General features: G+C 63.1%; 20 protein-coding genes. All 20 read left to right on the top strand.

Annotated elements, in window-relative coordinates; translation table 11 throughout:
• Positions 1–198 precede the first annotated feature (198 nt).
• The 20 genes from nirB to KDG50_03420 all read left to right on the top strand — a co-directional run bounded on the left by nirB (position 199) and on the right by KDG50_03420 (position 23252).
• Positions 199–2652, top strand: a complete 2454-nt coding sequence (gene nirB, locus KDG50_03515) for a nitrite reductase large subunit NirB (protein ID MCB1864472.1) — start codon at positions 199–201, stop codon at positions 2650–2652.
• 18 nt (positions 2653–2670) lie between these two features.
• Positions 2671–3000 carry a nitrite reductase small subunit NirD gene (gene nirD, locus KDG50_03510; protein MCB1864471.1) on the top strand — a complete coding sequence of 110 codons (330 nt, stop codon included), beginning with the start codon at positions 2671–2673 and terminating at the stop codon, positions 2998–3000.
• Positions 3001–3027: 27 nt separating this feature from the next.
• On the top strand, positions 3028–5238 hold the full coding sequence (locus KDG50_03505; GenBank protein MCB1864470.1) for a nitrate reductase: 2211 nt from the start codon (positions 3028–3030) through the stop codon (positions 5236–5238).
• A 173-nt stretch (positions 5239–5411) separates the two neighbouring features.
• Complete coding sequence (locus tag KDG50_03500; GenBank protein MCB1864469.1) at positions 5412–6080, top strand: hypothetical protein; 669 nt, start codon at positions 5412–5414, stop codon at positions 6078–6080.
• Positions 6081–6286: 206 nt separating this feature from the next.
• Positions 6287–7813: a fused MFS/spermidine synthase gene (locus KDG50_03495; protein MCB1864468.1), complete on the top strand. Its 1527-nt coding sequence runs from the start codon at positions 6287–6289 to the stop codon at positions 7811–7813.
• A gap of 87 nt (positions 7814–7900) precedes the next feature.
• Positions 7901–9031 carry a hypothetical protein gene (locus KDG50_03490; GenBank protein ID MCB1864467.1) on the top strand — a complete coding sequence of 377 codons (1131 nt, stop codon included), beginning with the start codon at positions 7901–7903 and terminating at the stop codon, positions 9029–9031.
• Between the two features lie 83 nt (positions 9032–9114).
• Entirely contained in the window at positions 9115–9972 is an 858-nt protein-coding gene (locus KDG50_03485; protein ID MCB1864466.1) for a DMT family transporter, read from the top strand.
• 116 nt (positions 9973–10088) lie between these two features.
• A complete protein-coding gene (locus tag KDG50_03480; GenBank protein MCB1864465.1) occupies positions 10089–12059 on the top strand; it encodes a HAMP domain-containing histidine kinase in 1971 nt (656 codons plus the stop codon).
• Positions 12056–13399, top strand: a complete 1344-nt coding sequence (locus KDG50_03475; protein ID MCB1864464.1) for a sigma-54-dependent Fis family transcriptional regulator — start codon at positions 12056–12058, stop codon at positions 13397–13399. Before KDG50_03480 ends, KDG50_03475 begins: the two co-directional genes overlap by 4 nt.
• A gap of 534 nt (positions 13400–13933) precedes the next feature.
• Positions 13934–14389, top strand: coding sequence for a sulfur oxidation c-type cytochrome SoxX (soxX, locus tag KDG50_03470; protein MCB1864463.1), 456 nt, complete (start codon positions 13934–13936; stop codon positions 14387–14389).
• 11 nt (positions 14390–14400) lie between these two features.
• Positions 14401–15183, top strand: a complete 783-nt coding sequence (soxA, locus tag KDG50_03465) for a sulfur oxidation c-type cytochrome SoxA (protein ID MCB1864462.1) — start codon at positions 14401–14403, stop codon at positions 15181–15183.
• Between the two features lie 152 nt (positions 15184–15335).
• A complete protein-coding gene (locus tag KDG50_03460; protein ID MCB1864461.1) occupies positions 15336–15839 on the top strand; it encodes a DUF302 domain-containing protein in 504 nt (167 codons plus the stop codon).
• Positions 15840–15874: 35 nt separating this feature from the next.
• Entirely contained in the window at positions 15875–16186 is a 312-nt protein-coding gene (locus tag KDG50_03455; GenBank protein MCB1864460.1) for a cytochrome c, read from the top strand.
• A 58-nt stretch (positions 16187–16244) separates the two neighbouring features.
• Positions 16245–16853 (top strand): cytochrome c4, encoded by a 609-nt coding sequence (locus KDG50_03450; GenBank protein MCB1864459.1) that lies wholly within the window; start codon positions 16245–16247, stop codon positions 16851–16853.
• A gap of 3 nt (positions 16854–16856) precedes the next feature.
• Positions 16857–18434 carry a cytochrome c family protein gene (locus KDG50_03445; protein ID MCB1864458.1) on the top strand — a complete coding sequence of 526 codons (1578 nt, stop codon included), beginning with the start codon at positions 16857–16859 and terminating at the stop codon, positions 18432–18434.
• 61 nt (positions 18435–18495) lie between these two features.
• Entirely contained in the window at positions 18496–18957 is a 462-nt protein-coding gene (locus KDG50_03440; GenBank protein MCB1864457.1) for a rhodanese-like domain-containing protein, read from the top strand.
• Between the two features lie 125 nt (positions 18958–19082).
• A complete protein-coding gene (locus KDG50_03435) occupies positions 19083–20981 on the top strand; it encodes a 5'-nucleotidase C-terminal domain-containing protein (protein MCB1864456.1) in 1899 nt (632 codons plus the stop codon).
• Between the two features lie 220 nt (positions 20982–21201).
• The gene (locus KDG50_03430) at positions 21202–21582 is read left to right on the top strand and encodes a tautomerase family protein (GenBank protein ID MCB1864455.1); all 381 of its coding nucleotides are present in this window, start codon (positions 21202–21204) and stop codon (positions 21580–21582) included.
• 73 nt (positions 21583–21655) lie between these two features.
• Positions 21656–22090: an EamA family transporter gene (locus tag KDG50_03425; GenBank protein MCB1864454.1), complete on the top strand. Its 435-nt coding sequence runs from the start codon at positions 21656–21658 to the stop codon at positions 22088–22090.
• Between the two features lie 532 nt (positions 22091–22622).
• A complete protein-coding gene (locus KDG50_03420) occupies positions 22623–23252 on the top strand; it encodes a hypothetical protein (GenBank protein ID MCB1864453.1) in 630 nt (209 codons plus the stop codon).
• Positions 23253–23399 lie beyond the last annotated feature (147 nt).

The raw sequence follows: 23399 nt of genomic DNA, 5'->3' as shown, positions 1-23399 counted from the left end.
GTGTTCTTGCCTGCGCGCCATGCACGCATGCTCGGTTTGGTGCGTCCGTGATTCCACATGCACCGGAACAGGGCGACGCGAGGTCGCCATCTGCCTGCGCGTCTACCCACGCCCTGAATTCGCCGCCGGCCCGTGCGGTTGGCACGGCGGTTGCTTCAGGGACAGGGAAGAACGTCCGCGGGTCGCCCGCGCATTGCTATGGAATCTTTCATGAAGCGACAGAAACTGATCCTCATCGGCAACGGCATGGCCGGCGTGCGCACCCTCGAGGAACTGCTCAAACTCGACGCTGCGCAGTACGACATCACCGTGTTCGGGGCCGAGCCGCATCCGAACTACAACCGCATCATGCTTTCGCCGGTGCTGTCTCAGGAGAAGTCCGTCGAGGACATCATCCTGAACGACCTGGTCTGGTATGCCTCCAACGGTATCCGCCTGCTGATGGGGCGCAAGGTCACGCGCATCGATCGCGCACGGCGGCTGGTCATCGCGGATGACGGCAGCGAGACGCCGTACGACCGGCTGATTCTGGCGACCGGTTCTAGTCCGTTCGTGATCCCGGTGCCGGGCTCGACCCTGCCGGGCGTGATCACGTTTCGCGATATCGCGGACGTCGACGCCATGCTCGCCGCCTCGCGCAGTTACCGGCATGCGGTCGTGATTGGCGGCGGCCTGCTCGGGCTGGAGGCCGCGAATGGTCTGGCCAAGCAGGGCATGGACGTGACGGTCGTGCACCTGCTCGACACGTTGATGGAACGTCAGCTGGACGTGCCGGCCGCAAACCTGCTCAAGGCGTCGCTGGAGGCGCGTGGGCTGAGCTTCGAGATGAAGGCGCAGACCGAGGCCATCCTCGGTGACGAGCGCGTGACCGCCGTGCGCTTCAGGGACGGCCGGGAGATCCCGGCTGACCTCGTCGTCATGGCCGTTGGCATCCGACCGAACATCGAACTCGCCAAGGCCTCCGGCCTGCACTGCGAGCGCGGCATTGTCGTTAACGACACCATGCAGACCTTCGATCCGCGCATCTGGGCGGTCGGCGAGTGCGTGCAGCATCGCGGCGAGTGCTATGGCCTGGTCGCGCCGCTGTTTGAACAGGCACGTGTCGCCGCGAACCATCTCGCGCATCACGGCACGGCGTACTACGAAGGCTCCGTCACCTCGACGAAGCTCAAGGTCACTGGCATCGATCTGTTCTCAGCCGGACGCTTCACCGAGGCCGAAGGCGACGAAACCCTGGTGGTCCAGGACAGCGCGGCCGGCGTCTACAAGAAGCTCGTCGTACGCGACAACAAGATCGAGGGCGCCGTGCTGTATGGCGACACGCTCGACGGCAGCTGGTACTTCCAGCTCATGCGCGAGGGCACGAGCATCGCGGACTTCCGCAAGTCCGTGCTGTTCGGCCAGCACGATCTGGGCGATGCCGGGCACGGCGACGAGAAGACCCGCGTGATGGCGCTGCCCGACGGTGCCGAGATCTGCGGCTGCAATGGCGTATGCAAGGGCGAGATCGTCGATGCGATCGTCAAGAAGGGACTGTTCACGCTCGACGATGTCCGTGCCCACACCAAGGCATCGTCGTCCTGCGGTTCCTGCACCGGCCTTGTCGAAGCCCTGCTGGCCTCCACGGTCGGCGATGGCTATGACGTCGCGCCCAGCAAGAAGCCCCTGTGTGGCTGCACGACGCACAGCCATGACGAGATCATTCACGCCATCCGCGACCATGAACTGAAATCCATGACCGCGGTGCGCGAGTTTCTGGAATGGAAGAACCCCGACGGCTGTCACGTCTGTCGTCCGGCACTGAACTATTACCTGCTGGTGCGCTGGCCCGACGACTACGCCGACGACAAGCAGTCGCGTTTCATCAACGAACGCGCCCATGGCAACATCCAGAAGGACGGCACGTATTCGGTCGTGCCGCGCATGTTCGGCGGCCTGTGTACGCCCGATGAACTGCGCGCGATTGCCGATGTCGCGGAGAAGTACAACGCGAAAGAGGTCAAGGTCACCGGCGGACAGCGCATCGACCTGTTCGGCATCAGGAAGGAAGACCTGCCGGCGATGTGGAATGACCTGTCCGCGGCCGGCATGGTTTCGGGTCATGCGTATGGCAAGGCGCTGCGCACCTGCAAGACCTGCGTGGGTTCGCAGTGGTGCCGCTTCGGCACGCAGGACTCCACCGCGCTTGGCGTGAAGCTCGAGGAACTGACCTGGGGTTCTTGGATGCCGCACAAGTTCAAGATGGCGGTGTCCGGCTGTCCGCGCAACTGTGCCGAGGCGACCATCAAGGACTTCGGCGTGGTCTGCGTGGACTCCGGTTACGAACTGCATGTCGGTGGCAACGGCGGTATCAAGGTTCGTGTGACCGATCTGCTCGCAAAGGTCGAGACCGAGGCCGAGACGCTGGAGTACTGCGGCGCCTTCGTCCAGTTGTATCGCGAGGAGGCGCATTACCTCGAACGCACCGCGCCGTGGATCGAGCGCGTGGGCCTGAGCTATGTGAAAGGCCGCCTGCTCGACAGCGCCGAGGAACGCAGGGCGCTGTACGAGCGATTCAAGCATTCGCAGCTGTACGCGCAGATCGACCCGTGGAAACAGCGTGCCGAGGGCTACGACGCCGCTGAGTTCACGCCGATCCGCCTGGCGGGTTGAGAACCGGGGATTATCATCATGACCAACTGGATAGACATCTGTGCCGTCGAGGACATCCCGCGCCTGGGTTCGCGCGTGGTGAAGTCCGATACGCTGAACATTGCACTGTTTCGCACGACCGATGACCGCGTGTTCGCGCTGCGTGACCAGTGCCCGCACAAGGGCGGTCCGCTGTCGCAGGGCATCGTGCACGGCACGACCGTGACCTGCCCGCTGCACAACTGGAAGATCGATCTTGCCAGCGGCGAGGCGCAGGGTCCGGACGAGGGTTGCACGAACGCATTTCCGGTCCAGATCGAGAACGGTCGGGTGCGGCTTTCGATCGCGGCACTCGACAAAGTGGCCTGACCGCGAAAACACGGAGCACGGCGCCCCATGCTGTTCGGACGCAAGAACAAGAACCCGATCAAGATCGCCGACAAGGGTGTGGTCGAATGGAAGTACGCCACCTGCGGCTACTGTTCCACCGGCTGTTCGATCGAGGTCGGGCTGGACGCCAACGGTGAGCCGGTCGCCTCGCGCGGCGTCGCCGACGCGGACGTCAATCGCGGCAAGCTCTGCATCAAGGGCATCTTCGAACACGAGCTGTTCCGCAAGACTGCCGGACGCGGCAATACGCCGCTGATGCGCATGAATCGCTGGGAAAAGTTTGCGCCGGCAAGCTGGGATGCGGCGCTGGAACGAACCGCCAGCGAGATCAGGCGCATCCAGACCGAGCATGGTCGCGACTCGTTCGCGATTGTCTCGACCGGCCAGATCATGACCGAGGAGTTCTACACCCTCGGCAAGCTTGCGCGCGGCGTGATCGGCACGAACAACTACGACGGCAACACCACGCTTTGCATGTCGTCGGCGGTTTCGGGTTACAAGCGTTCGTTCGGTTCCGACGGGCCGCCGGGCTGCTACGACGACTTTGAGCACACCGAGTGCCTGCTTGCGTTCGGCTCGAACCTCCCCGAACAGCACCCGGTCATCTACTGGCGCCTGGTCGAGGCGCGCGAAAAGCGACGCTTTCCAATCATCGTGGTCGATCCGCGCGTGACCATGTTCGCGCAGCATGCGGACGTGCATCTGCCGATCGCACCCGGTACGGATGTCGTGCTGCTGAACGCGATCGCGCATGTGATCCTCAAGGAGGGGCTGGCGGACCGCGACTACATCGACGCCCACACCGAAGGATATGAGGCGTTTCGCGAAGAGGTCGAACGCTGGGATCCGGTGCGTGCCGCGGCGGTCTGCGGCATCGACGAGGACACCATCCGCAATGTCGCGCGCACCTATGCCGGCGCCGGGCGCGCGATGACGATCTGGACCATGGGCATCAACCAGTCCACGCACGGCTCTGACGGCGTCGTGGCGATCAACAACCTGAATCTCATCACCGGCAACATCGGCCGCGAGGGCGGCTCCTCGCTGTCGATCACCGGCCAGTGCAACGCCATGGGTACGCGCGAGTGGTCCTCGTGTTCCGGGCTGCCCGGCTACCGCGCGCTCGAAAACGAACAGGACCGTCAGGAGATTGCCAAGTATTGGAACGTGGACCCGGATTTCTTCCCGGAAAAGCGCGGCATGTTCATGACCGACATCCTGCCGGCCATCGAGACCGGTCAGATTCGCGGGCTGTGGCTGATCGCGACGAACCCGATGACCTCCATGGCGAATACCGGGCGCATCCGTAAGACGCTCGAGCAACTCGAGTTCCTGGTCGTGCAGGATGCCTACGAGGATGTCGAAACCAATCAGTACAGCCACGTGTTCCTGCCGGCCGCCGTGTGGGCGGAAAAGGAAGGGGTGTTCACGAACACCGAACGTCGCGTGAACCTGATCCGCAATGTCGTCGCGCCGCATGGCGACTCGAAGCCTGATCTGTGGATCTTCAACCAGCTCGCCGAACGGCTGCGCAACGATACCGGCGGCCCGGTGTTTCCCGAAACCGCGGAAGGCGTGTTCAACGAGCTGAAAGACCTTTCGCGCGGACGCATGCTGGACTATTCCGGCATGAGCTACGACAAGATCGAACAGAACCGCGGCATGCAGTGGCCGTGTTCGGACAAGCCGTCGGACTGGGCCGGTGCCGATTCCTCGGGTGGAACGAAACGCCTGTATGCCGACGGCCGGTTCGCGACCGCGAGCGGTCGCGCAAAACTGATCGCGCTGCCGTTCATCGACAACAACGAAAAACCCGATGACGACTATCCGTTCTGGTTGAACTCCGGCCGGGTGGTCGAACACTTCCACACCCGCACGCGCACCGGCAAGGTCGGTAACGCGAACAAGTTCAGTCCGACGCCATATATGGAAATGAACCCGGATGCCGCCGCCGAACTCGGCATCGAGCACATGAGCTACGCTCGTTTGACCTCGCGCCGCGGCGATGCCGTCGTACTCGTGCAGCTGACCCAGCGCGTGCCGCGTGACATGGTGTTCATCCCGTTTCACTTCCACGACTGCGTGAACCGGCTGACCCTTGGCCTGCTCGATCCGCACTCCCGCCAGCCTGCTTACAAGCAGTGCGCCGTGCGCATTGAGCCGGCCGCCGATCAGACCGCTGCCGCAGCCCAGAACGCCGCCGCGCGGGCGTTCTAGAGCCACTCAAACGACTTTGCCCAGCGCCTCGGCGGCTTCCCTGCCGCCGCAGGCGGGGCGCCCGACTTCGCGGACGCCCATCGTTGACCCGCGAGCAAGAAAATCGTTGGCAAGTGGCCGGTTTGGCGGAATAATCCCCGCCGACAATACCAATAAACCGGGCGGTGATCTGCATGAATTCCCTCTTCACGAAATGCCTAGTGGCCTTGGGCCTGATGGTCCTGGGTGCGCCTGTTCTTGCAGCGAACCTGCTGGTAAACCCGCAGTTTGACGCCGACCCGTCGGTATCCGGCAACGGCTGGACCCTCAGCGGAACCGGCAATTTCACCTGGCGCATGGATACCGGACAGCCCGCGGCGCCTTCGGCGGCAATGGATCAGAATAACGGCGAATCCATGCAGCTCAGCCAGTGCGTCACGATCGTCGGCGGCACCTCTTACGATTTTTCGGCACAGAGTTCCACCCAGTCGTCCTTTGGTGCGGGCTCGATGAACGGTGTGCGGCTGAGCGTGTTTTCGTCGCTCGACTGCAGTGGGGCGCCGCTGGATACTGTGCAGGCGACCGACTTTTCCTTTCCGAACTGGGCGCTGACCAGCCGTAGCGGCTACATGGCGCCGGGCGGCGCCATGAGCGCGCAGATCGAACTGTTCTCGACCGCCGGCCCGGTCATGGCCCGCGACTTCATTCTGTGGGACAACGTCGTGCTCGACGGACAGCCGGGTGCGATGATCGCAGTGCCGGTGCCGATCACCCGGTCCGTGCCGGCATTCAGTCTGTACGGCATCGCCGGTCTCATGCTGGTGCTGCTGGGGCTGGGCTTGGTCGACCTTCGGCGCAGCTAGTCCACGCAATCCGACGGAACCACGCGCGGGTTTCCCGGCCGCCCCGGTGACCTGGCGGGATCCCTGTCGGCGGTGCATGTGGCGTTTGATTCCATGCCATCGCCGAACACCGGACGGCCATAAAATTCCATAGCGAACCGACTGCATCGCCGGCATACTCGCGGCCCCGGGCCTTGCCCAGTTTGCGTGCGAAGGGGCGCGTCGCCATGCAGTCTGCTTCTGATTCCCACCGCGGCCGGTTGGTGCTGTATGCGCTGATCGTGCTGCTGAGTTCCGGTGCCTTGCTCGTGCTGGAGATCGTCGCCGGGCGCCTGCTGGCGCCCTACATCGGCGTATCGCTGTACACCTGGACGTCCATCATCGGCGTCATGCTCGCGGGCCTGTCGCTCGGCAACTGGATCGGCGGGGTCTGGGCCGATCGCGGCGCGGGCGAACGCGCGGCAGCCGTGGTCCTGTTGCTCGCGGGGCTCTGGTGCGCGCTCAGTCTTGCCCTGCTCGGCCAAGTCGCGGCGGGCATCGTGGAACGTGGTCTGAGTCTGCTGTCGTCGGGTTTTCTGCTTGCCGGCCTGCTGTTTTTCATGCCGGCCGTATTGCTCGGCGTGGTCACGCCGCTGCTGACGACTCTTGCGCTGCGTCTGGATACACGCACCGGACACGTCGTCGGCCGCATGCATGCGCTGGCCGCGGTCGGCAGCATCGCGGGTACCTTTGCGGCGGGCTACTGGCTGATCCAGACCTTCGGGACCTATGCAGTGGTGCGTGGCACGGCGGTGGCACTGTTTCTGATGGCGCTGCCGCTGCTGCGCCGGTCGAAACCCGTGCTGATGGCGGTGACCGTGGGTGTGACCGTGGCCGTGGCGATGCTGGGCGCGTCCGCGTCACGTGCGCCCTGTGATCGGGAAAGCGCGTATTTCTGCATCCGGGTGGTCGACCGTTCGGCGGATGCGCCATTTGGTCAGGCGCGCGGCATGGTGCTCGATCATCTCCTGCACAGCATCAATCACGCGGAGGAACCGCGGCTGTTGATCGCGCCCTATGTGCACGCCATGGATGAGCTCGTACATGCGTCGTTCGGGGAACGGTACGAACAGGGGCTGAATTATTTTTTCGCCGGTGGCGGGGCCTACACCCAGCCGCGTGCCATCGCGGCGCAGAGCCCGGCGTCGCGAATCACTGTCGCGGAGCTCGATGCGACGGTCACGGAAATCGCGTCGGAACAAATGTACTTCGATTCCGCCGGCATGAAGATCGTCCACGACGACGCGCGGCGCGTTCTGGCCGCTGAACCTGGGCCGTACGACGTGATCGTCGGCGACGTGTTTCACGATGTCGCCGTGCCGTTTCATCTGGTCACGCGCGAGTTCTTCGAGCTTGCGCGTTCACGCCTGACGGATGACGGCCTGTTTGTGCTGAATGTCGTGGATGCATTCCCCGAACCGAAGCTCGTGAAGGCGGTTCTCAAGTCGCTCGATATTGTCTTTGCACAGACCGCGGTCTATGTGGATGCCTTGCCCGAGCAGCCGACCCGCGTGACCTATGTCATTGCCGCGCGCCAGTCGCAACCGTGGCCGGAATGGTTCGTTGCCAGCGCTGGAATCGAGCGCGGCTGGTATCGCATTGACGAAGCCATGCGTGGCATCGGAACAGCACTCGCGGACCTGCCCGCACTCAGCGATGACTATGCGCCGGTCGAGCGGCTCATTGCACCGCTTCTTATTGGCGCGAACGATTAACAGGCTGTTGAACTTCTCATTTCAACAGCCCGTTAAGCTGACATCTGCTCTGACGGTCGTGTTGCATGGCCGATGGTTTCGCGCCGCATGAAACGCAGCATTGCAGTCATTGCGGGTGTCGTCGTGGCGCTGCTGCTCTTCGAGCTCCTGTCGTCGGTCGTTCTGATGTATTACTACCGGATCACCCGATCGGGCCAGGGCGTGTTCGAGCGCGAGCCTGGGCCGCTTTCTTCAGTCAATCTTGTAGTGGCGGTGGTGCGCCGGGTCTGGGACGCCGAGGACGAGCCCGAGCCCAACGCCAAAGAGCGTCCCGAATTCAACAAGAAGACCGAGCCGTCACCGTTTCTCGTGGCGGACAGCGTCCTTGGCTACAGGGCGGCTCCCGGTGCCTACGTACACAGTTATTTTCGCCGTGATTCGAAACGCGAGGATTGGCGGGCGTTCCGGGTCAAGGTGACGATCAACTCCGACGGCGCCCGATGGACCGGCCTGCCGGTCCGGCCCGGGTTGCGCAATGTCTGGATCTTTGGCGACAGCTTCACCTTCGGCAGCGGGGTCAACGATGAACAGACCTTCAGCTTCCTGGTCCAGCACGCCATGCCGGATCGCAACGTGCGGCTGTTTGCGCTCGGCGGATACAGTCTTACGCAGGCGTATCTCAACCTGACGCGGCTGCGCGACGAGATCGGGCCCGATGACGTCATCGTGCTTGGTTACGCGGATTTCTACGACCTTCGTCACGCGTTGGCGCCGTCCCGTCTGCGCCGGGCCGAGAGCTTCCGCAAGCAGTTCTCGCCCGATCGACTGGAAGACAACTTCCGACTGCCGAGGGCGTCTCTCGACCCGGCAGGCGCGCTGAAATTCGATTACATTGCCGAGAACTGTCGCTATAACAGTGGCTATTGCGACCGGGACGACCCGCCCGCGGCCTATCGCACCGGTGTTACGGCGGCACTGATCAACGCGATTGCCCGGTCCACACCGGCGCGGGTTTTTGTGCTGCATTTCGATGGCGAGGTCGATAACCCCGTATTCGCTGCAATCGATTCGTCGGTCACGCGCATACGGGCACTGGACGGCGATTTTGACTACGAGGTTCGCGACGACATCGAAGGGTTCGATCCGCATCCGGGGCCGTACTGGCACCATGCGATCAGTCGTCGCCTGCTCGAGCACCTCCCGCCGGTACGCGAAGGCTTGCAGTCGTCGCGTGATTGAGGGCGACGCCGCCAGGAGCCCGCACAAGCCGGCTTTGGCTTCGCCGGACCATCCGCGCGGCGCATCCGGAAAAGGCGCGTAGCGTGCGGCCAATCCGACTGGTCGTGCTCACTTTCGCTGCGTTGCTTGCCTTTGCCGCCAACTCGCTCTTGTGTCGTGCGGCGCTGCGCGACACGGGCATTGACGCGGCCAGCTTTACCTCCATCCGGCTGATCTCCGGCGCGCTGATGCTGTGGCTGCTCGCCGCGATGTTCAGACCTGGGCGGAACGGTTCCGGCAACTGGCGTTCGGCGTTCGCGCTGTTTGCCTATGCCGTCGCGTTCTCGTTCGCATACAACAGCCTCTCGGCGGCGACGGGCGCGTTGCTGCTGTTCGGCGCCGTACAGGCCACGATGATCGGATATGGTCTGGCGCGTGGCGAGCAGCTGGCGTCATGGCAGGGCGTGGGTCTCGCCGTTGCGCTGGCTGGTCTCGTTGGTCTCCTGCTGCCGGGCCTGTCCGCGCCGCCGCTGTACGGCTCGGTTCTGATGCTCGGCGCCGGCGTGGCCTGGGGCGTGTATTCCATCCTCGGCAAGGGCGGCGGTGGCGATCCGGTTGTCACCACGGCCGGCAACTTCGCGCGCGCGATGGTCTTCGGGCTGGGCGCGAGCGTCTGGCAGGGCATGCCGCCTGGACTGCCGATTGATGGCATCGGTTACGCGGCTGCGTCCGGCGCGTTGGCCTCCGGCATCGGCTATGCCATCTGGTACACGGTGCTGCCGTATCTGCGTTCCACGACCGCTGCGACCCTGCAACTCAGCGCGCCGGTGCTGGCCGCGGCCGGCGGCATCGTGTTTCTGGCTGAGCCGTTGACGGTGCGCTTCCTGCTTGCGGCGGTTGCCGTGCTCGGTGGTGTCGCGCTGTTCATTCTCGCGAAGCCTGTGCCACGGCGGGTGAGTTGACCGCTCCGCGGCAGCAGTTGCAGTCTCCGGCCCGACCTGTGCAACCATAGAAAGGGCTCGCCTCTGGTCCGCGATGCACTCGGGCATGTGCGGCGGGGCGTGGACGGAATCGCGACATGCGTCTGAATCGAAGCATCTTTCTGTGGGTGTTCCCGGCGGCCGTGGTGCCGCTGGCGGCGCTCGCGCTGATCGCGACGACCTGGAGCGAGCAGCGCTACTTCGAGGGCGTCGACCGCGACCTGTTCGCGAACGTAGCCAGCGTGATGGGCGGGCTGGAGCGGCGCCTGCTGGTCGAGCGCGACATCCTCGATGGTCTCACGCGCGTGCCGCCCGTGCAGCAGTTCAAGGCCGTGCTCGAGGAGCTGAATCAGGGCCGGCAGCACGGCCAGACCTACCGCCGTTACGAACAGGTCGCGCGGTTCTTCGAGACCTTCCAGTCCGTGCGCACGAGCCTGGATACCGTGCGCATCCTGGATCGCGAGGGGCACACCCTGGTGAAGGTCGAAGGTGGCGCCCGGCGACCGGCCTCGTTCGGCGGGTTGGGCGCTTTGCCGTACGTGGAGCGTGAGCCGCAGGACCCGCGCTTCGCCAAGATGCTGGCGAGCCTTGCCTCGCGCGAGATCGGCAGCGTACTGCTCGATCACGATGCAACCGAGTGGCCCGAAGACCGGCCGATGCCGGTGTTCAGCACCGCGGCGACCCTTGTCATGAACGACGCGCCGGTCGGATATCTCACCATCGATGCACCGCTTGGTCCGTTGAACCGGATCGTCGGCGTCGCGCCACGTCTGCACCACGGCTCGCTGCTGATTGCCGAACTCAATATCGGCAACCCCGAGCGTGACGGGCTGGTCCTGTATGACGATGACCGCGGCGCGGATTTCTCCAGCGTGCGCAGCTCGGCGCCCCGGCTGCAAGAGCAGTATCCCGCGGTCTATTCGGGGACCTATGCGCAGTCCTACGGGGTGGTCGACACGCCGGACGGCAAGATGCGCATCTACTTCCAGGAGTTTCTGCCCTACCCGGACCGGCTGGTGAGTTGGGTGGTCGCGACGCGCATTCGCACCGAGGACCTGCGGGCGCCGTTTCGCAACATTCGAATCGGCATCTTCGTCAGCGTGCTTGCCACCCTGCTGTTCAGCCTGCTGCTCGCGCGCGCGGCCGCCGCGCGCATCGCGCAGCCGGTGGTGCGGCTCGCGCAGGGGCTGGCCGCGTTCGCCGGCGGGGATCGCAGCCAGCGCGTCGAGGCCAGCGGGCCGGACGAGATTCGCGACGCAGGCCGCGCGTTCAACGCGATGGCCGACTCGCTGGATCGCGCCGAGCATGAACGCGACGAGGCGCGTGCGGCGCAGGAGCGCAGCGGGCGGCTGGCCTCGCTCGGCCAGATGGCTGCCGGCATCGCCCACGAAATCAGCAACCCGATCAACACCATCATTTCGCTCACGACGCTGATCCAGCGCGAGCTTCCGGGTGACGCCGACGGGGTTCGCGCCGACGTGCAGTCCATCCGCGAGGAGAGCGAGCGTGCGGCGCAGACGATTCGTGCGATTCTGAATTTTTCCTCGGAGATCGGCGGCGAGAAGCTGAGCTTTGATGCCGCGGAGTGGGTTCGCGACACCGTCGCGCTCGCCGCGAAGGAATGTCACGCCTGCGGTGTCGAGGTCGATCTGACGGTCGACTGCGCCTGCACGCTCGTCGGCGACCGCCGTCTGTTGCAGCGCGCCCTGCGCAATCTGCTGGAAAACGCAGCCCAGGCCAGCCCGTTCGGTGAGCACATCCAGGTGTCGATCGGCCGTGACGGTGACATGGCCCGCATCGAGGTGCTGGACAACGGCCCCGGGCTGAATGCCGAGCAGGCCGACCGCGCGTTCGACCCGTTCTTCACGACCAAGCCGCAGGGCGAGGGCAGCGGGCTGGGACTGTCGATCAGCCTGGGCATCGTGCAGTTCCACGGTGGCACGCTCGATTTGCGCAATCGCCCCGACGGCGGAGCCGTGGCACGCATGTTGCTACCACTTGGGAATGTCACCGCGGCGCAGGCGGACGCAGCGCCGGACTCCGACACCTCAGAACAGCGAGAAGCATGAGCAAGAAATTCGATCTGGTATTCGTGGACGACGAGGCCAAGGCCTGCGATCTGTTCGTCCGTTTCTGTCGCGACCGGCCGTACACCTGCCATGTATTCCAGGACCCGCGCGCGGCGCTGAAACACTTTCGCGAGCAGGGTGCGGATGTCGTGATCACCGACCTGCGCATGCCCGGCATGGACGGGATCGACCTGCTGAGCGCGATCCGCGAGCAGGACAAGGAAGTGCCGGCGATCGTGATCACGGCGTATTCGACCGTCAACGCGGCGATCAATGCGCTGCGCCTCGGCGCCGTCGACTTTCTGAAAAAGCCCTTCGACATGCAGGAGCTGCTTGTGCTGGTCGACCGCATCCTCGATCACTCGTTGCTGGAGCGCGAAGTCAAACTGCTGCGTCGGCAGCTCAAGGATGAACGCACCCAGCAACAGTTGATCGGTGAGTCCGAACCGATCCGGGAAATCTACCGGATGGTCGAGAAGATCGCCGACGTGCGCTGCAACGTGATCATCCAGGGCGAATCCGGCACGGGTAAGGAACTGGTCGCCAAGGCGATTCACACCACGTCGTCACCGGATACGCCGTTGGTGGTCGTCGACTGCGGGGCGCTGAGCGATGCGCTGCTGGAATCCGAGCTGTTCGGACACGAGAAGGGCGCGTTCACCGGTGCCACACAGACCAAGCGCGGGCTGCTCGAGGTCGCCGACGGCGGGACCGTTTTCCTCGATGAAATCGGCAATATCTCGGATGCAATGCAGGTAAAACTGCTGCGCGTGATCCAGGAGGCGCAGATCCTTCGTGTGGGCGGCGTGCGACCGATCGGCATCGACGTGCGCTGGGTGGTGGCCTCGAACCAGAATCTCGAGGCGCTGGTGCGCGACGGGGAGTTTCGCCAGGATCTCTATCACCGCCTGAACGTCGTGAAGATCACGATACCGCCGCTGCGCGAGCGCCATGGCGACATCCCCTTGCTCATCGAGCACTTCGTCCAGCATTTCAACGACAAGTACCAGCGCGGCGTGACTGGATTCGATGAGGCTTCCAAGCAGAAGCTCGTCGACTATTCCTGGCCGGGGAACGTGCGTGAGCTGCGTAACCTCGTTGAGCGCAGCGTCGTGCTTGCCGACAGCCCCGTCATGAGCCTGACGAAGCTGCCGACGGTTGCGCCCGATGGCCAGCCGATCGACGGCGACTGGCCCACGCTCGCTGAACTCCAGCGCCGTTACATCGACAGGGCGCTGCTGCACGTCGACGGCAATCAGCGACGTGCCGCTGAATTGCTCGGTATCGACAAGACGACACTGTGGCGCAGACTGCGAGAGCGACCGCCGCAGCCGGCTTGACATCGTGGTCCGCTGAGCAGACTGGGATCGAACAACTCTCGACCCGTAGCCGAGACGCAACGGCAGCAGGGGGGCGGCGCGTAGCAGCTAGGCCAATGGTGCAGCGTCTATCACCTGCGCACGCTTGTATCGACTTTCCGAAGCTCTCGCCATTCGGATTCCCTAATCGCCAGTGATGACTGCAAAACGCAGCCCATAGCATTGCAACTTGCAGGGTTCGCCGGACTGTTTGTGCGTTCCTGAACCAACGAACCCCGCCTTCGTGCCCGCTCCGGCACTTGGCACGCGCATTGCACATGTCTTCTCGCCCCTGTTTCAAAAACTCAAAGACCGTTGGGGTGGAGGATCTGTGATCAAACGACATGGCGAAAACCGCCGTGCGCATGGGCAACTGTGCCTGACTCGCACCGATGGCAGCTCTGCCAGCCTGTATGGGCCAGAGCAGTCGGGCTCTTGGCGCCTGATCCTCGACCACGACTTCCGGTTTGCCGCTGCTGTGGCCGCCGGCTTTGTCCATCTCGAGGAGAACTGCAGATGAATCCACGTGTGTTGGTTGGCGCAACGCTGGCGATCGCGCTGGCACTGCCCGCCACGGCCCTTTCGGGCGATGGCTACCAGCAATGGTCGGTCGAGAATTTCGCGATTCCGAAACCGCTCGGTGGGCTGGCCGGCAATGCCGAGAACGGTCGCAAGGTCGCCATCGACCGCGGACGCGGAAACTGCCTTGCGTGTCACCGCCTGCCCATCCCCGAGGAAGACTTCCACGGCGAGATTGCGCCGCCGCTCATGGGCGTGGGCTCGCGATACGACGCGGGTCAGCTGCGCGTTCGTGTGGTCGACATCAAACAGATCAACCCGGCAAGCCTGATGCCGAGTTTCTACAAGCACCCGGACAAGTTCTCGCGGGTCGACAAGAAGTTCGCCGGCAAGACGGTCCTGACCGCGCAAGAGGTCGAGGACGTGATCGCCTACCTGCTGACGCTGAAGTGAGGGCTGCGCAGATGAAGATTCGCATGAATGCCGTTCGCCACGGACTGCTCGCCGGTTTGCTGATCGGTGGGCTTGCCCTGCAGCCCGCTGGCGCCGAGCCGAAATCCGGCTACGAGTTCCTGAAGGCCGAGACCCGCGAGATGCAGGACGACGATTTCCTCAATCCGGGCATGGCTGCGGTCGAGGCCGGCCACGCGATGTTCAATACGGTTGGTGCGAAAGGCAAGGCCTGCGGCTCGTGCCATGGCGAGGAGGGCGAAAAGTTCGACAAGAAACACCTCGCCACCTACCCGGCCTACGACGCAAAGCTCGGCAAGCCCGTGACCCTCCAGCAGCGCATTCACATGTGTTCGGAGAACAACGTCGGCAACGCGCCGATGAAGTATGACGGCACCGAGGCGCTGAATCTTGAAGTGTTCGTCCGCAATCGGGCCAAAGGGGAAAAGGTCAACGTGCAGACCGACGGCCCGATGAAGCCGTTCATCGACAAGGGTCACGAGATCTACACGACGCGCGCCGGGCAGCTCGACATGGCCTGCAACCAGTGCCACGACTACTACTCGGGTCTGAAGCTGCGTGCGCAGACGCTCTCCCAGGGGCAGACCAACGGATTTCCGAACTATCGACTGAAAAACGGCAAGATCAATGGCGCGCAGAGCCGGTTCACCGGCTGCTACGGCCAGTTCCGCGCGGAGGGCTACAAAAAAGGCAGTGACGAGTTCACCGCGCTTGAAGCCTACATTCACTCGCGCGGAAACGGTTTGTCCATCGAAACGCCCAGCGTGCGTTTCTAGGGCAAAACGCCGCCGGGGGGCGGCGAACCCTTGGTTGGGTTCACTTCACTCTTGCGCCAACACGGATTGTGATACTCCAGCTAGGGCAGGGATGCCCGCCTTTTTTTGGCGCGGTGTGCAACAACGTTAATCATCAAAGCGGAGAACAGCAGATGCTGAGTTCAACGTGCCGGACAATCCTCGCCATTGCCGCGTTGGCGCTGGCGTTCATCAACCCCGCGCGTGGCGGTGCGCCCGCGCTCGATATCGACCAGACCGTGATCAAGATGCCGGTTGAAGACGGCATCACCATGGACGACGTCGTGCAGTCCATGAAGCTGCGCGCGAACAACCTCAACTTCAAGATGGTCGGCCATCAGCCTCTGTACCTGGAGCTTCAGGCCATGGGGCTGGAGTCGAAACGCATCGAGATATTCCAGTTCTGCGATGCGCGAATTGCCAAGACCATGATCGACTTCAACACGAGCTTCTCGGCCTATCTGCCCTGCCGCATCACCCTGCTGGAGGATGAGAACGGCAAGCCGTGGCTGATCACCATGAACCTCGAGATGTTCATCGCCTCGGCGAATCTGTCGCCGGAGCTGCACAAGAACGCGGTTCAGGTTCGCGACACCATCAAATCCATCATGGAAGCCGGCGCCGCAGGCGACCTGTAGACCCACCACCAAAACGATCCAACTGGAGTGTGCAAATGAATATCAGCAAGCAAATCGTCCTCGCCGCCGTCGTCGCACTTGCGGCCGGCAATGTCACTGCCGGCGATGCTGCCGCTGGCAAGGCCCGCGCAGGCGCCTGTGCCGGTTGCCATGGCGCAACCGGGGTCAGCAACGTGCCGATGTATCCGAATCTGGCCGGCCAGAAAGAGGCCTATCTGGTCAAGGCGATCAAGGCCTACAAGAGCGGCGAACGCGGCGACCCCACGATGAAGGCCATGGTTGCGGCCCTGTCGGATGCCGATGTCGACAACCTCGCGGCGTTCTATGCCGGCCAGGCCTGCAAGTAGCCGTCGAACGATGCCAACGATCCGGACGGTACGGCCAGGGTTATCCAGGGCAATTGTGGTGATATTGGCCGTATCCGGCACCATCCCCGCCGGTGTTGCGAAGGCCGGCGGGGATCCGGAAGCCGGGCGGACGGCCTCCGCCGCCTGCGCGGGATGCCACGGCCCGGATGGCATGAGTCCCATCCCCGGTACGCCCCATCTCGCGGGCCTGCCCGAAACCTACGTGGTCAATCAGCTCAGGGCCTTCAAGGAAGGCCGCCGGTCCGATCCGATCATGATGGGGATGGCCGCCGCGTTGACCGACACGGCCATGGCGGACATCGGCGCTTGGTACGCAGGCCTCATGCCGGGTGCGGGCGGGCCACCCGACGAACAGGCGAAGCTGATTGCCGAGGGTGAACGCGTTTACTTCCATGGCAACGCTGACACCGGACTCGCCGCCTGCGTGGGTTGCCACGGTCGCGACGGGCGCGGATTGCCGAAGGAGCCATCCATCCCGCCCCTGCGCGGCCAGCGCGCCGACTATGTCGCGAAGATGCTGACGGCCTTCAAGGGTGGCCTGCGCAGCAACGACGCCGAGGAAATGATGCGTCGCATCGCCGAGCGGATGGACGAGCGCGAAATCAGCGCGACAGCCGCTTACGTTCAGGCGCTCGGGAGACGTTGAACCATGATCAAATCGCATCACCCAAGCGACAACTGCGCGGCCCGATACTGGCTGGCCGGCGTGTTTACGCTGCTCGCAGCCGCGGTCATCCTGATGTGTGATCCAGCCGTTGCACACAAGGGCATCGTCGAGGAACGTGCGGGCCTCGATCATGAGCCGACCCGGGAACGTCCGTTCCCGCCGTCGTACATCACGACCGACTCGGGCCGCCCCCTGCGCGCCGAGGATTTCGAAAGCCCCGAGGTCTGCGCCGGCTGCCATCCGCGCCAGTACGAGGGCTGGCGGGGTTCCATGCACTCGTTTTCGTTCAAGGACCCGATCTTTCAGGCCGAGTGGGCGAAGGGCGACAAGGCGATGGACGGCAAGCTGCTGTATTACTGCGGAGCATGCCACGCGCCGATCGGAACCATCACCCAGTCCCTGTCGTTCGACGAGGAGAGCGGCAAATTCGTTTCGTCGAACGAAATTGCCACGCGCGGCGTCAGTTGCGATGTCTGCCACCAGATGACCGACACGAACTTTCTGAACACGCACACGCTGGAACACGGCAACGCATCGTTCAACATCTCGCCCGGAAACACGAAGTACGGCCCGCTGAAGGATGCGGTCTCACCGTATCACGACACCCAGTATTCCGAGCTGCACACGCGTGCGGACCTTTGCGCGAACTGTCACAACATCCATCACCCGATCAACGGCATGCCGATCGAGCGCACCTATGACGAGTGGAAGCGCTCGGTCTATGCGCAGCACGACATTGTCTGTCAGGACTGCCACATGAACCCGGTGGAGACCGCCATCCGGATTGCAAAAGAGCTCAAGCGTCCGGAGGAACTTGCCGAGGAAGTTGAACGTTTGCGTGGCAAGGCCGGCACCGTGGCGAAGTCCGAGCGATCGGTGGTGCACAACCATGAATTTGTTGGTGGCAATGCGGTGATTACCGCGGCACTGCAGCCCGATAACAAGGCGGCCCGCCGACACGCCGACATCGCTCGTCAGCGGCTACAGAATGCGGCCGAGGTGGATCTGGCAATGCGCCGTCTCGACAACGGGTTGCTCGAACTTGCGGTTGACGTGCGCAATGTAGCCGCTGGTCACCATCTGCCGACCTCGCTGACCCAGGTGCGTGAGATGTGGTTGCAGATCGACGTGCGCGATGGCCGGGGTACGAAGCTGCTCTCAAATGGTGGTCTCGACTCGCACGGTGACATCGAGCAGGGTTCCGTGATCTTCCGCACCGTGGCGGTGGATACTGCCGGTAATGCGACCCACAACCCGTGGGAAATGAATCACTTCGTCGAGGACACCACCATTCCGCCGAAAGGGCATGCGCTGCACCGGTTCGTGTTTCCCATGCCGAAGGACGCCACGGTCAAGGTGGACGTGCGGCTGAATTACCGCAGTGCCTCGCAGCATTTCATCGATCAGCTGCTCGGCGACGGCAAGGTGGCGGTGCCGATCGTGCGCATGGAACACAAGGTCAACGAGTACCGTGTTGCCGGCAAACAGATCGAGCTGATCAGCGAAAAAGTCGACCCGCCCGTGGCCGAAGACTCCGTATCCTCTGGCACGCGCCATTGATCTGGCACAAGGGCCGGATGCGTTTTGGAATCGATTTGGCTGAACTGAAGGCAGAATCCCCGTGATCAGACGAATCCAATTGGCGGTGCTCGTTGCATTTATGAGCCTGCTGTGCGCCAGAACAGCGATGGCCGAGCCGGACGGTCTGGTGATAGACGCGATGATCGAACTGCTCGACTTCACCGAATACCAGGGGGGCAACCTGCTCCCCGAGCAGATTCCGGCCGCAGACTATTCGAATCTTTTTGTTGTCGACGTCCGTCGTCCGGAGGATTTCGCGCACGATCATATCCCCGGCGCGGTGCACATCGAGTGGCGACAACTCGTCGCACGCCGGACAGAACTGCCGCGAGACAAGACCGTACTTGTATATTGCAATACCGGGAGCCTCTCGGCCCAGGGGGCATTTGCCTTAAAACTTTCCGGGTACGACAACGTCAAGGTTTTGACCGGTGGCTACGACAGCTGGAAAGCAAAGGGCGGTTTGGCGGCCAACGAGCGCGCTGCCAACCCCAGGCTCTAGATTCTGTCATCCTGTTGCACTTTCGATGCTGAGCCATGGGTTGTTGCCGTCAACGAACCCCTGTACGGAATGCCGGCTGAACCGCCGAGCTACAACTATGAAACAGAACCCGAGGAGACCCGATCATGACCATGAAACGACGTGATTTCATCAAGTGGGCCGGCGCGGCCACCGCGGCCGGACTGGTGCCGGAGCTCGCGCTCGCCGCCAGCAAGGGCCTGGACAAACTGTTCGACGTGCCCATGAAAGGCTCGGCGCGCCTGATGCATTTCACCGACGTGCACGGCCAGATCCTGCCAACCTATTTTCGTGAACCGAACGTGAACCTTGGCGTCGGCGACGCCTTCGGCCGGCCGCCGCACATCGTCGGCAAGGCGTTCATGAAGGAAATGGGTTTCAAGGAGGGTAGTCCGGAGGCCTATGCGTTTACCTATATCGATTTCGACAACCTCGCAAAGAAGTACGGCCCGACCGGGGGCTTTGCGCAGCTCAAGACCCTGATCGAACATCTGCGCGCGCAGGCCGGCGGGCGACAGAACACCCTGCTGCTCGACGGCGGCGACAGCTGGCAGGGTTCCGGCACCTCGCTGTGGACTCGCGGCGTGGACATGGTTGAGACCTCTAACATTCTGGGTGTCGACGTGATGGTCGGCCACTGGGAGTTCACCTACAGCCAGGAGCAGCTGCTCAGCAACGTCGCGCTGTTCAAGGGCGATTTCGTCGGCCAGAACGTGCGCGTGAAAGAGTCGTCGATGTTCGGCGGCGATTACATGGACATAGTCGAGAAATACAACGGCCTTGGGCTGTTCAGCGAGGACACCGGCCATGCGTTCCGCCCGTACACGATCAAGGAGGTCGGCGGCGCGCGCATCGCGGTGATCGGTCAGGCGTTCCCGCGCCTTGGTAATGCCAATCCGCAGGAGTTCTTCCCGGATCTGTCCTTCGGCCTGCGCGAGGATGACCTTATCGACCTTGCACAGAAGATTCGCGACGAGGAGAAGCCCGCCGCCATCGTCCTGCTTTCCCACAACGGCATGGACGTGGACATCAAGATGGCCAGCCGGGTACCGGGCCTGACGGCGGTGTTCGGCGGACATACCCACGACGGCGTGCCGAAGCCGGTGCGGGTCAAGAATGCCGATGGCAACGAATGCCTCGTGACTAACGCGGGTTCGAACGCAAAGTTCGTCGGCGTGATGGACCTGGATATCCAGGGCGGTCAGGTCAAGGGTGTTCACTACCGGATGGTGCCGGTCATCACGAACATGCTGCCGGCCGACCCCGAGATGGCCGCGTACATCAAACGCATGCGCGGCAAGGTCTACGACCAGGAGATCAAGGAGAGTCGCGTTCCTGCGCTGTATACGAACAAGGAGCGTCACGGCAAGACCTTCGAACAGATCCTAGGCGAGAAACTCGCCATCGCCGGCCAGACGCTCTATCGACGCGGCAACTTCATGGGCAGCTGGGACCAGGTGCTCTGCAATGCACTGATCGAGGAGTACAAGGCCGACTGCGCGCTTTCCGCAGGCGTACGCTGGGGCACGACCGTGCCGAAGGGCGAGTGGATCACGATGGACGATGTCATCAACCAGAGTTCGATGACCTACGCCGAAACCTATGTATCCGACCTGACGGGCAAGCAGTTGCTGGACATACTCGAAGGCGTGGCCGACAACCTGTTCGATCCGGACCCGTACCTGCAATCCGGCGGCGACATGGTGCGCGTCGGTGGGCTCGACTACACGATCCACCCGCGCAAAACACTGGGCGAACGCATCCACGATGCGCGGCTCGATGACGGAACGCCGATCGATCCGGACAAGGTCTACAAGGTAGCCGGCTGGGCGCAGGTCAACCGCACGCCGGAAGGTCGACTGCTGTGGGATCTCACGCGCGACTACATCCTGAGGCACCGTGACCCCAAGACTCAGAAGTTCACTCTAAAAAAGATCAATCACCCGAAGCTCGTTGGCGTGAGCGACGACCCGGGTCTGGAAAACTACCCCGGCGAGGTTGGCTGAAGAGTCGAAATAGGGCGTGGTCGACTGCGGCGTCATGGACCGGCGCCGGACCACCGTTTTGGCGCGTGCGGCGACCAGGGCCCCAAGACCTGGTCGCCGCCGCGCGTTCTTTGCCCCGGGCGCAACCAGGCGCTGCGCCGGGATGCCGATACCCTCGCGCGTGACAGTCTGGTAAAACGGGGCACGCGCCCCATCCCGTTCGGGGCGGCTCGGAGTAGCGATGCCGCTGATCACCGTCACCGCCCTGAAACCCAAGGGCCCTTCGTTCAAGTCCGCCGTTCTGGATTCCGTTCACGCCGCGCTGATCGCAGTCGGCGTACCCGAAACCGACCGGTTCCAGCGCTTTCTCGAACTCGCACCCGAGGATTTTCGTTTCGACGCGGGCTATCCCGACGCGCAAGGGGCTCGTGATGAGAACTTTGTCCTCATCGAGGTGCTCTGGTCGGTAGGGCGCAGCGTGAAGGTCAAGCGACGGTTTCTCGACGTACTGATGGAGCAGATCCGGGATCGCGATCTCGATCCGGAGAACGTCATGGTCGTGTTCAAGGAAACGACCTGGGAGAACTGGGCCTTTGCCGGCGGTCGCCAGATTCACGTCTAGGAGGCGTTGCCGACGCCATGCGCATACCACCGCTGCGCGGCATCTCAGTGACACACTGAGGGCCATCGGATTCATGGCTACATCGCAGGAATGGTTCTATTGGGCACTGCTGTCGGCCGTGTTCGCGGCGCTGACGGCAATCTTCGCCAAGATCGGTCTGGACGGCGTCGACTCGGACCTCGCGACCCTGATCCGGACGGTGCTGATCCTGCTGTTGCTCGGCGCATTCGTGTGGCTGGCGGGCAAATGGACAAACCCACTGACCCTGTCGGGTCGAACCCTGCTTTTCCTCGCGCTGTCCGCAGTCTCCACCGGCGTTTCGTGGGTCTGCTATTTTCGCGCGCTCAAGATTGGCGACGCATCGAGGGTCGCCCCGATCGACAAGCTCAGCATCGTCTTCGTCGCGATGTTCGCGTTTCTGTTTCTCGGCGAGCGACCGATCGGACGCGAGTGGCTCGGGATCGGCCTCATAGCCGCGGGTGCTGCCGTGCTGGCATTAAGGCGCTAGCGCTGCCCGGGGCTGGATCACCACGAATCCGTTTTTTCGCAGAAGGAAATTTTGGCCGTCGCTCGAAACGTAATCCTGGCCGCGTATGGCGGAGCAGTGCGTGCAAGCGAACGAGCAACGAGGCATGAGTTGCGTAGCTTTCTACCGCTTTCATTTGCAACGTTCTACGTGGCCGGGAGCAGCGTTTTCCTGATCACAAGTCTTCAAGCAATTGTTTTGCTTGAAAATTATTACAGTTTCGCACAGCCATGTTTACCTTTGGTCAGAAAAAACGCGACCTGTATAGGTAGCAGGAGGTCGAGCACGAAAATTCTCACAGGGAATGCGTCTTCAGCCCGCAGAGAACCGCACCAGCAAGTAACCTCACGAAAACCCGTGGTGCTCTCGCGGACTCGCGCTGGTGGCGGCCAGGCATCTGCAGGCTCGAAGCCGGCTGCTCGATTGCTGGGGCGTCTCGAGGCTGATCCACGGAAACGCTCGGCGGAAACAGCCGCTAGAATCCCTTGGTAGCCGGACTCGATACCCACCCCAGATGATCAGCGCCACGGAACGCAAGTGCATCGAACTCGCAGGCCAAGCTCGCGCGGCCTCGGCCGCCCGTCGTCTTGCCGAACTCCGCGAGCGAGGGATGGGATTCGAGCCCGTAATCCGGATGAAAGATTTCGGATTCGGGTGGACGAAAAACCCGCGCCGGTGGGCTGCCGAGATCGTTCGCCTTCCGGTCACAATCGCCGGGTTCGCGCTGCTGCTCGCGCTCACGCCCGTCCTGTTCGTAGGCGACTGGCTTTTCTACCAAGCGGCCCAGTCTCGACTGCGCCGGGAAATCCGGAAGGCCTCAGAACCTGTGTTCCCGCCTGATGAGTCGCCAAGCAGGTCGCTTGATGCGTTGTGGCGAATGTACGGTCTGGACGAGCGCGTGGCGAACGACGCCGAGCGACTCGGACTGCTCAAGGCCTGGATTCGAACCCTTTACGGAGCGCCGGTTGCGGAGAGCATCGACTATGAGGGGCGGGTCCTCTTTATCGAAGAGAGCCGCAGGAGACCGGAACCATCGACTCCCGAGGAGTTGCTGGCCGCGCCAAACTTTGTTCATAGGCCCGCAATCGATTCGTTGGTCTCGTGGTTGTCGGGTGAACTGCCACCCCTGGCTGAGGTGGCTTAGTATCAGGATGCCGCCAACTTTCCCTTGCGTTCAGCGGGCCCTCGAATCGAGCGCACCGGCCAGAATTACCTTGCACGAATCCCGACGACCGGTTTGGAAGATTGGTGGGCCCGGCAGGACTTGAACCTGCGACCAGCCGATTATGAG

This window comes from Chromatiales bacterium (assembly GCA_020445605.1).
Taxonomy (GTDB): Bacteria; Pseudomonadota; Gammaproteobacteria; order JAGRGH01; family JAGRGH01; genus JAGRGH01.
This window is presented reverse-complemented; position numbering and strand designations above follow the sequence as displayed.

Excerpts from the sequence above, each read along its gene's own strand:
- KDG50_03420 (MCB1864453.1), top strand. The coding sequence starts at position 22,623 with ATGATCAGCGCCACGGAACGCAAGTGCATCGAACTCGCAGGCCAAGCT.
- KDG50_03480 (MCB1864465.1), top strand. The coding sequence starts at position 10,089 with ATGCGTCTGAATCGAAGCATCTTTCTGTGGGTGTTCCCGGCGGCCGTG.
- nirD (MCB1864471.1), top strand. The coding sequence starts at position 2,671 with ATGACCAACTGGATAGACATCTGTGCCGTCGAGGACATCCCGCGCCTG.
- soxX (MCB1864463.1), top strand. The coding sequence starts at position 13,934 with ATGAATCCACGTGTGTTGGTTGGCGCAACGCTGGCGATCGCGCTGGCA.
- KDG50_03455 (MCB1864460.1), top strand. The coding sequence starts at position 15,875 with ATGAATATCAGCAAGCAAATCGTCCTCGCCGCCGTCGTCGCACTTGCG.
- soxA (MCB1864462.1), top strand. The coding sequence starts at position 14,401 with ATGAAGATTCGCATGAATGCCGTTCGCCACGGACTGCTCGCCGGTTTG.
- KDG50_03495 (MCB1864468.1), top strand. The coding sequence starts at position 6,287 with ATGCAGTCTGCTTCTGATTCCCACCGCGGCCGGTTGGTGCTGTATGCG.
- KDG50_03460 (MCB1864461.1), top strand. The coding sequence starts at position 15,336 with ATGCTGAGTTCAACGTGCCGGACAATCCTCGCCATTGCCGCGTTGGCG.
- KDG50_03500 (MCB1864469.1), top strand. The coding sequence starts at position 5,412 with ATGAATTCCCTCTTCACGAAATGCCTAGTGGCCTTGGGCCTGATGGTC.
- KDG50_03505 (MCB1864470.1), top strand. The coding sequence starts at position 3,028 with ATGCTGTTCGGACGCAAGAACAAGAACCCGATCAAGATCGCCGACAAG.
- KDG50_03435 (MCB1864456.1), top strand. The coding sequence starts at position 19,083 with ATGACCATGAAACGACGTGATTTCATCAAGTGGGCCGGCGCGGCCACC.
- KDG50_03475 (MCB1864464.1), top strand. The coding sequence starts at position 12,056 with ATGAGCAAGAAATTCGATCTGGTATTCGTGGACGACGAGGCCAAGGCC.
- KDG50_03430 (MCB1864455.1), top strand. The coding sequence starts at position 21,202 with ATGCCGCTGATCACCGTCACCGCCCTGAAACCCAAGGGCCCTTCGTTC.
- KDG50_03445 (MCB1864458.1), top strand. The coding sequence starts at position 16,857 with ATGATCAAATCGCATCACCCAAGCGACAACTGCGCGGCCCGATACTGG.
- KDG50_03425 (MCB1864454.1), top strand. The coding sequence starts at position 21,656 with ATGGCTACATCGCAGGAATGGTTCTATTGGGCACTGCTGTCGGCCGTG.
- KDG50_03490 (MCB1864467.1), top strand. The coding sequence starts at position 7,901 with ATGAAACGCAGCATTGCAGTCATTGCGGGTGTCGTCGTGGCGCTGCTG.
- nirB (MCB1864472.1), top strand. The coding sequence starts at position 199 with ATGGAATCTTTCATGAAGCGACAGAAACTGATCCTCATCGGCAACGGC.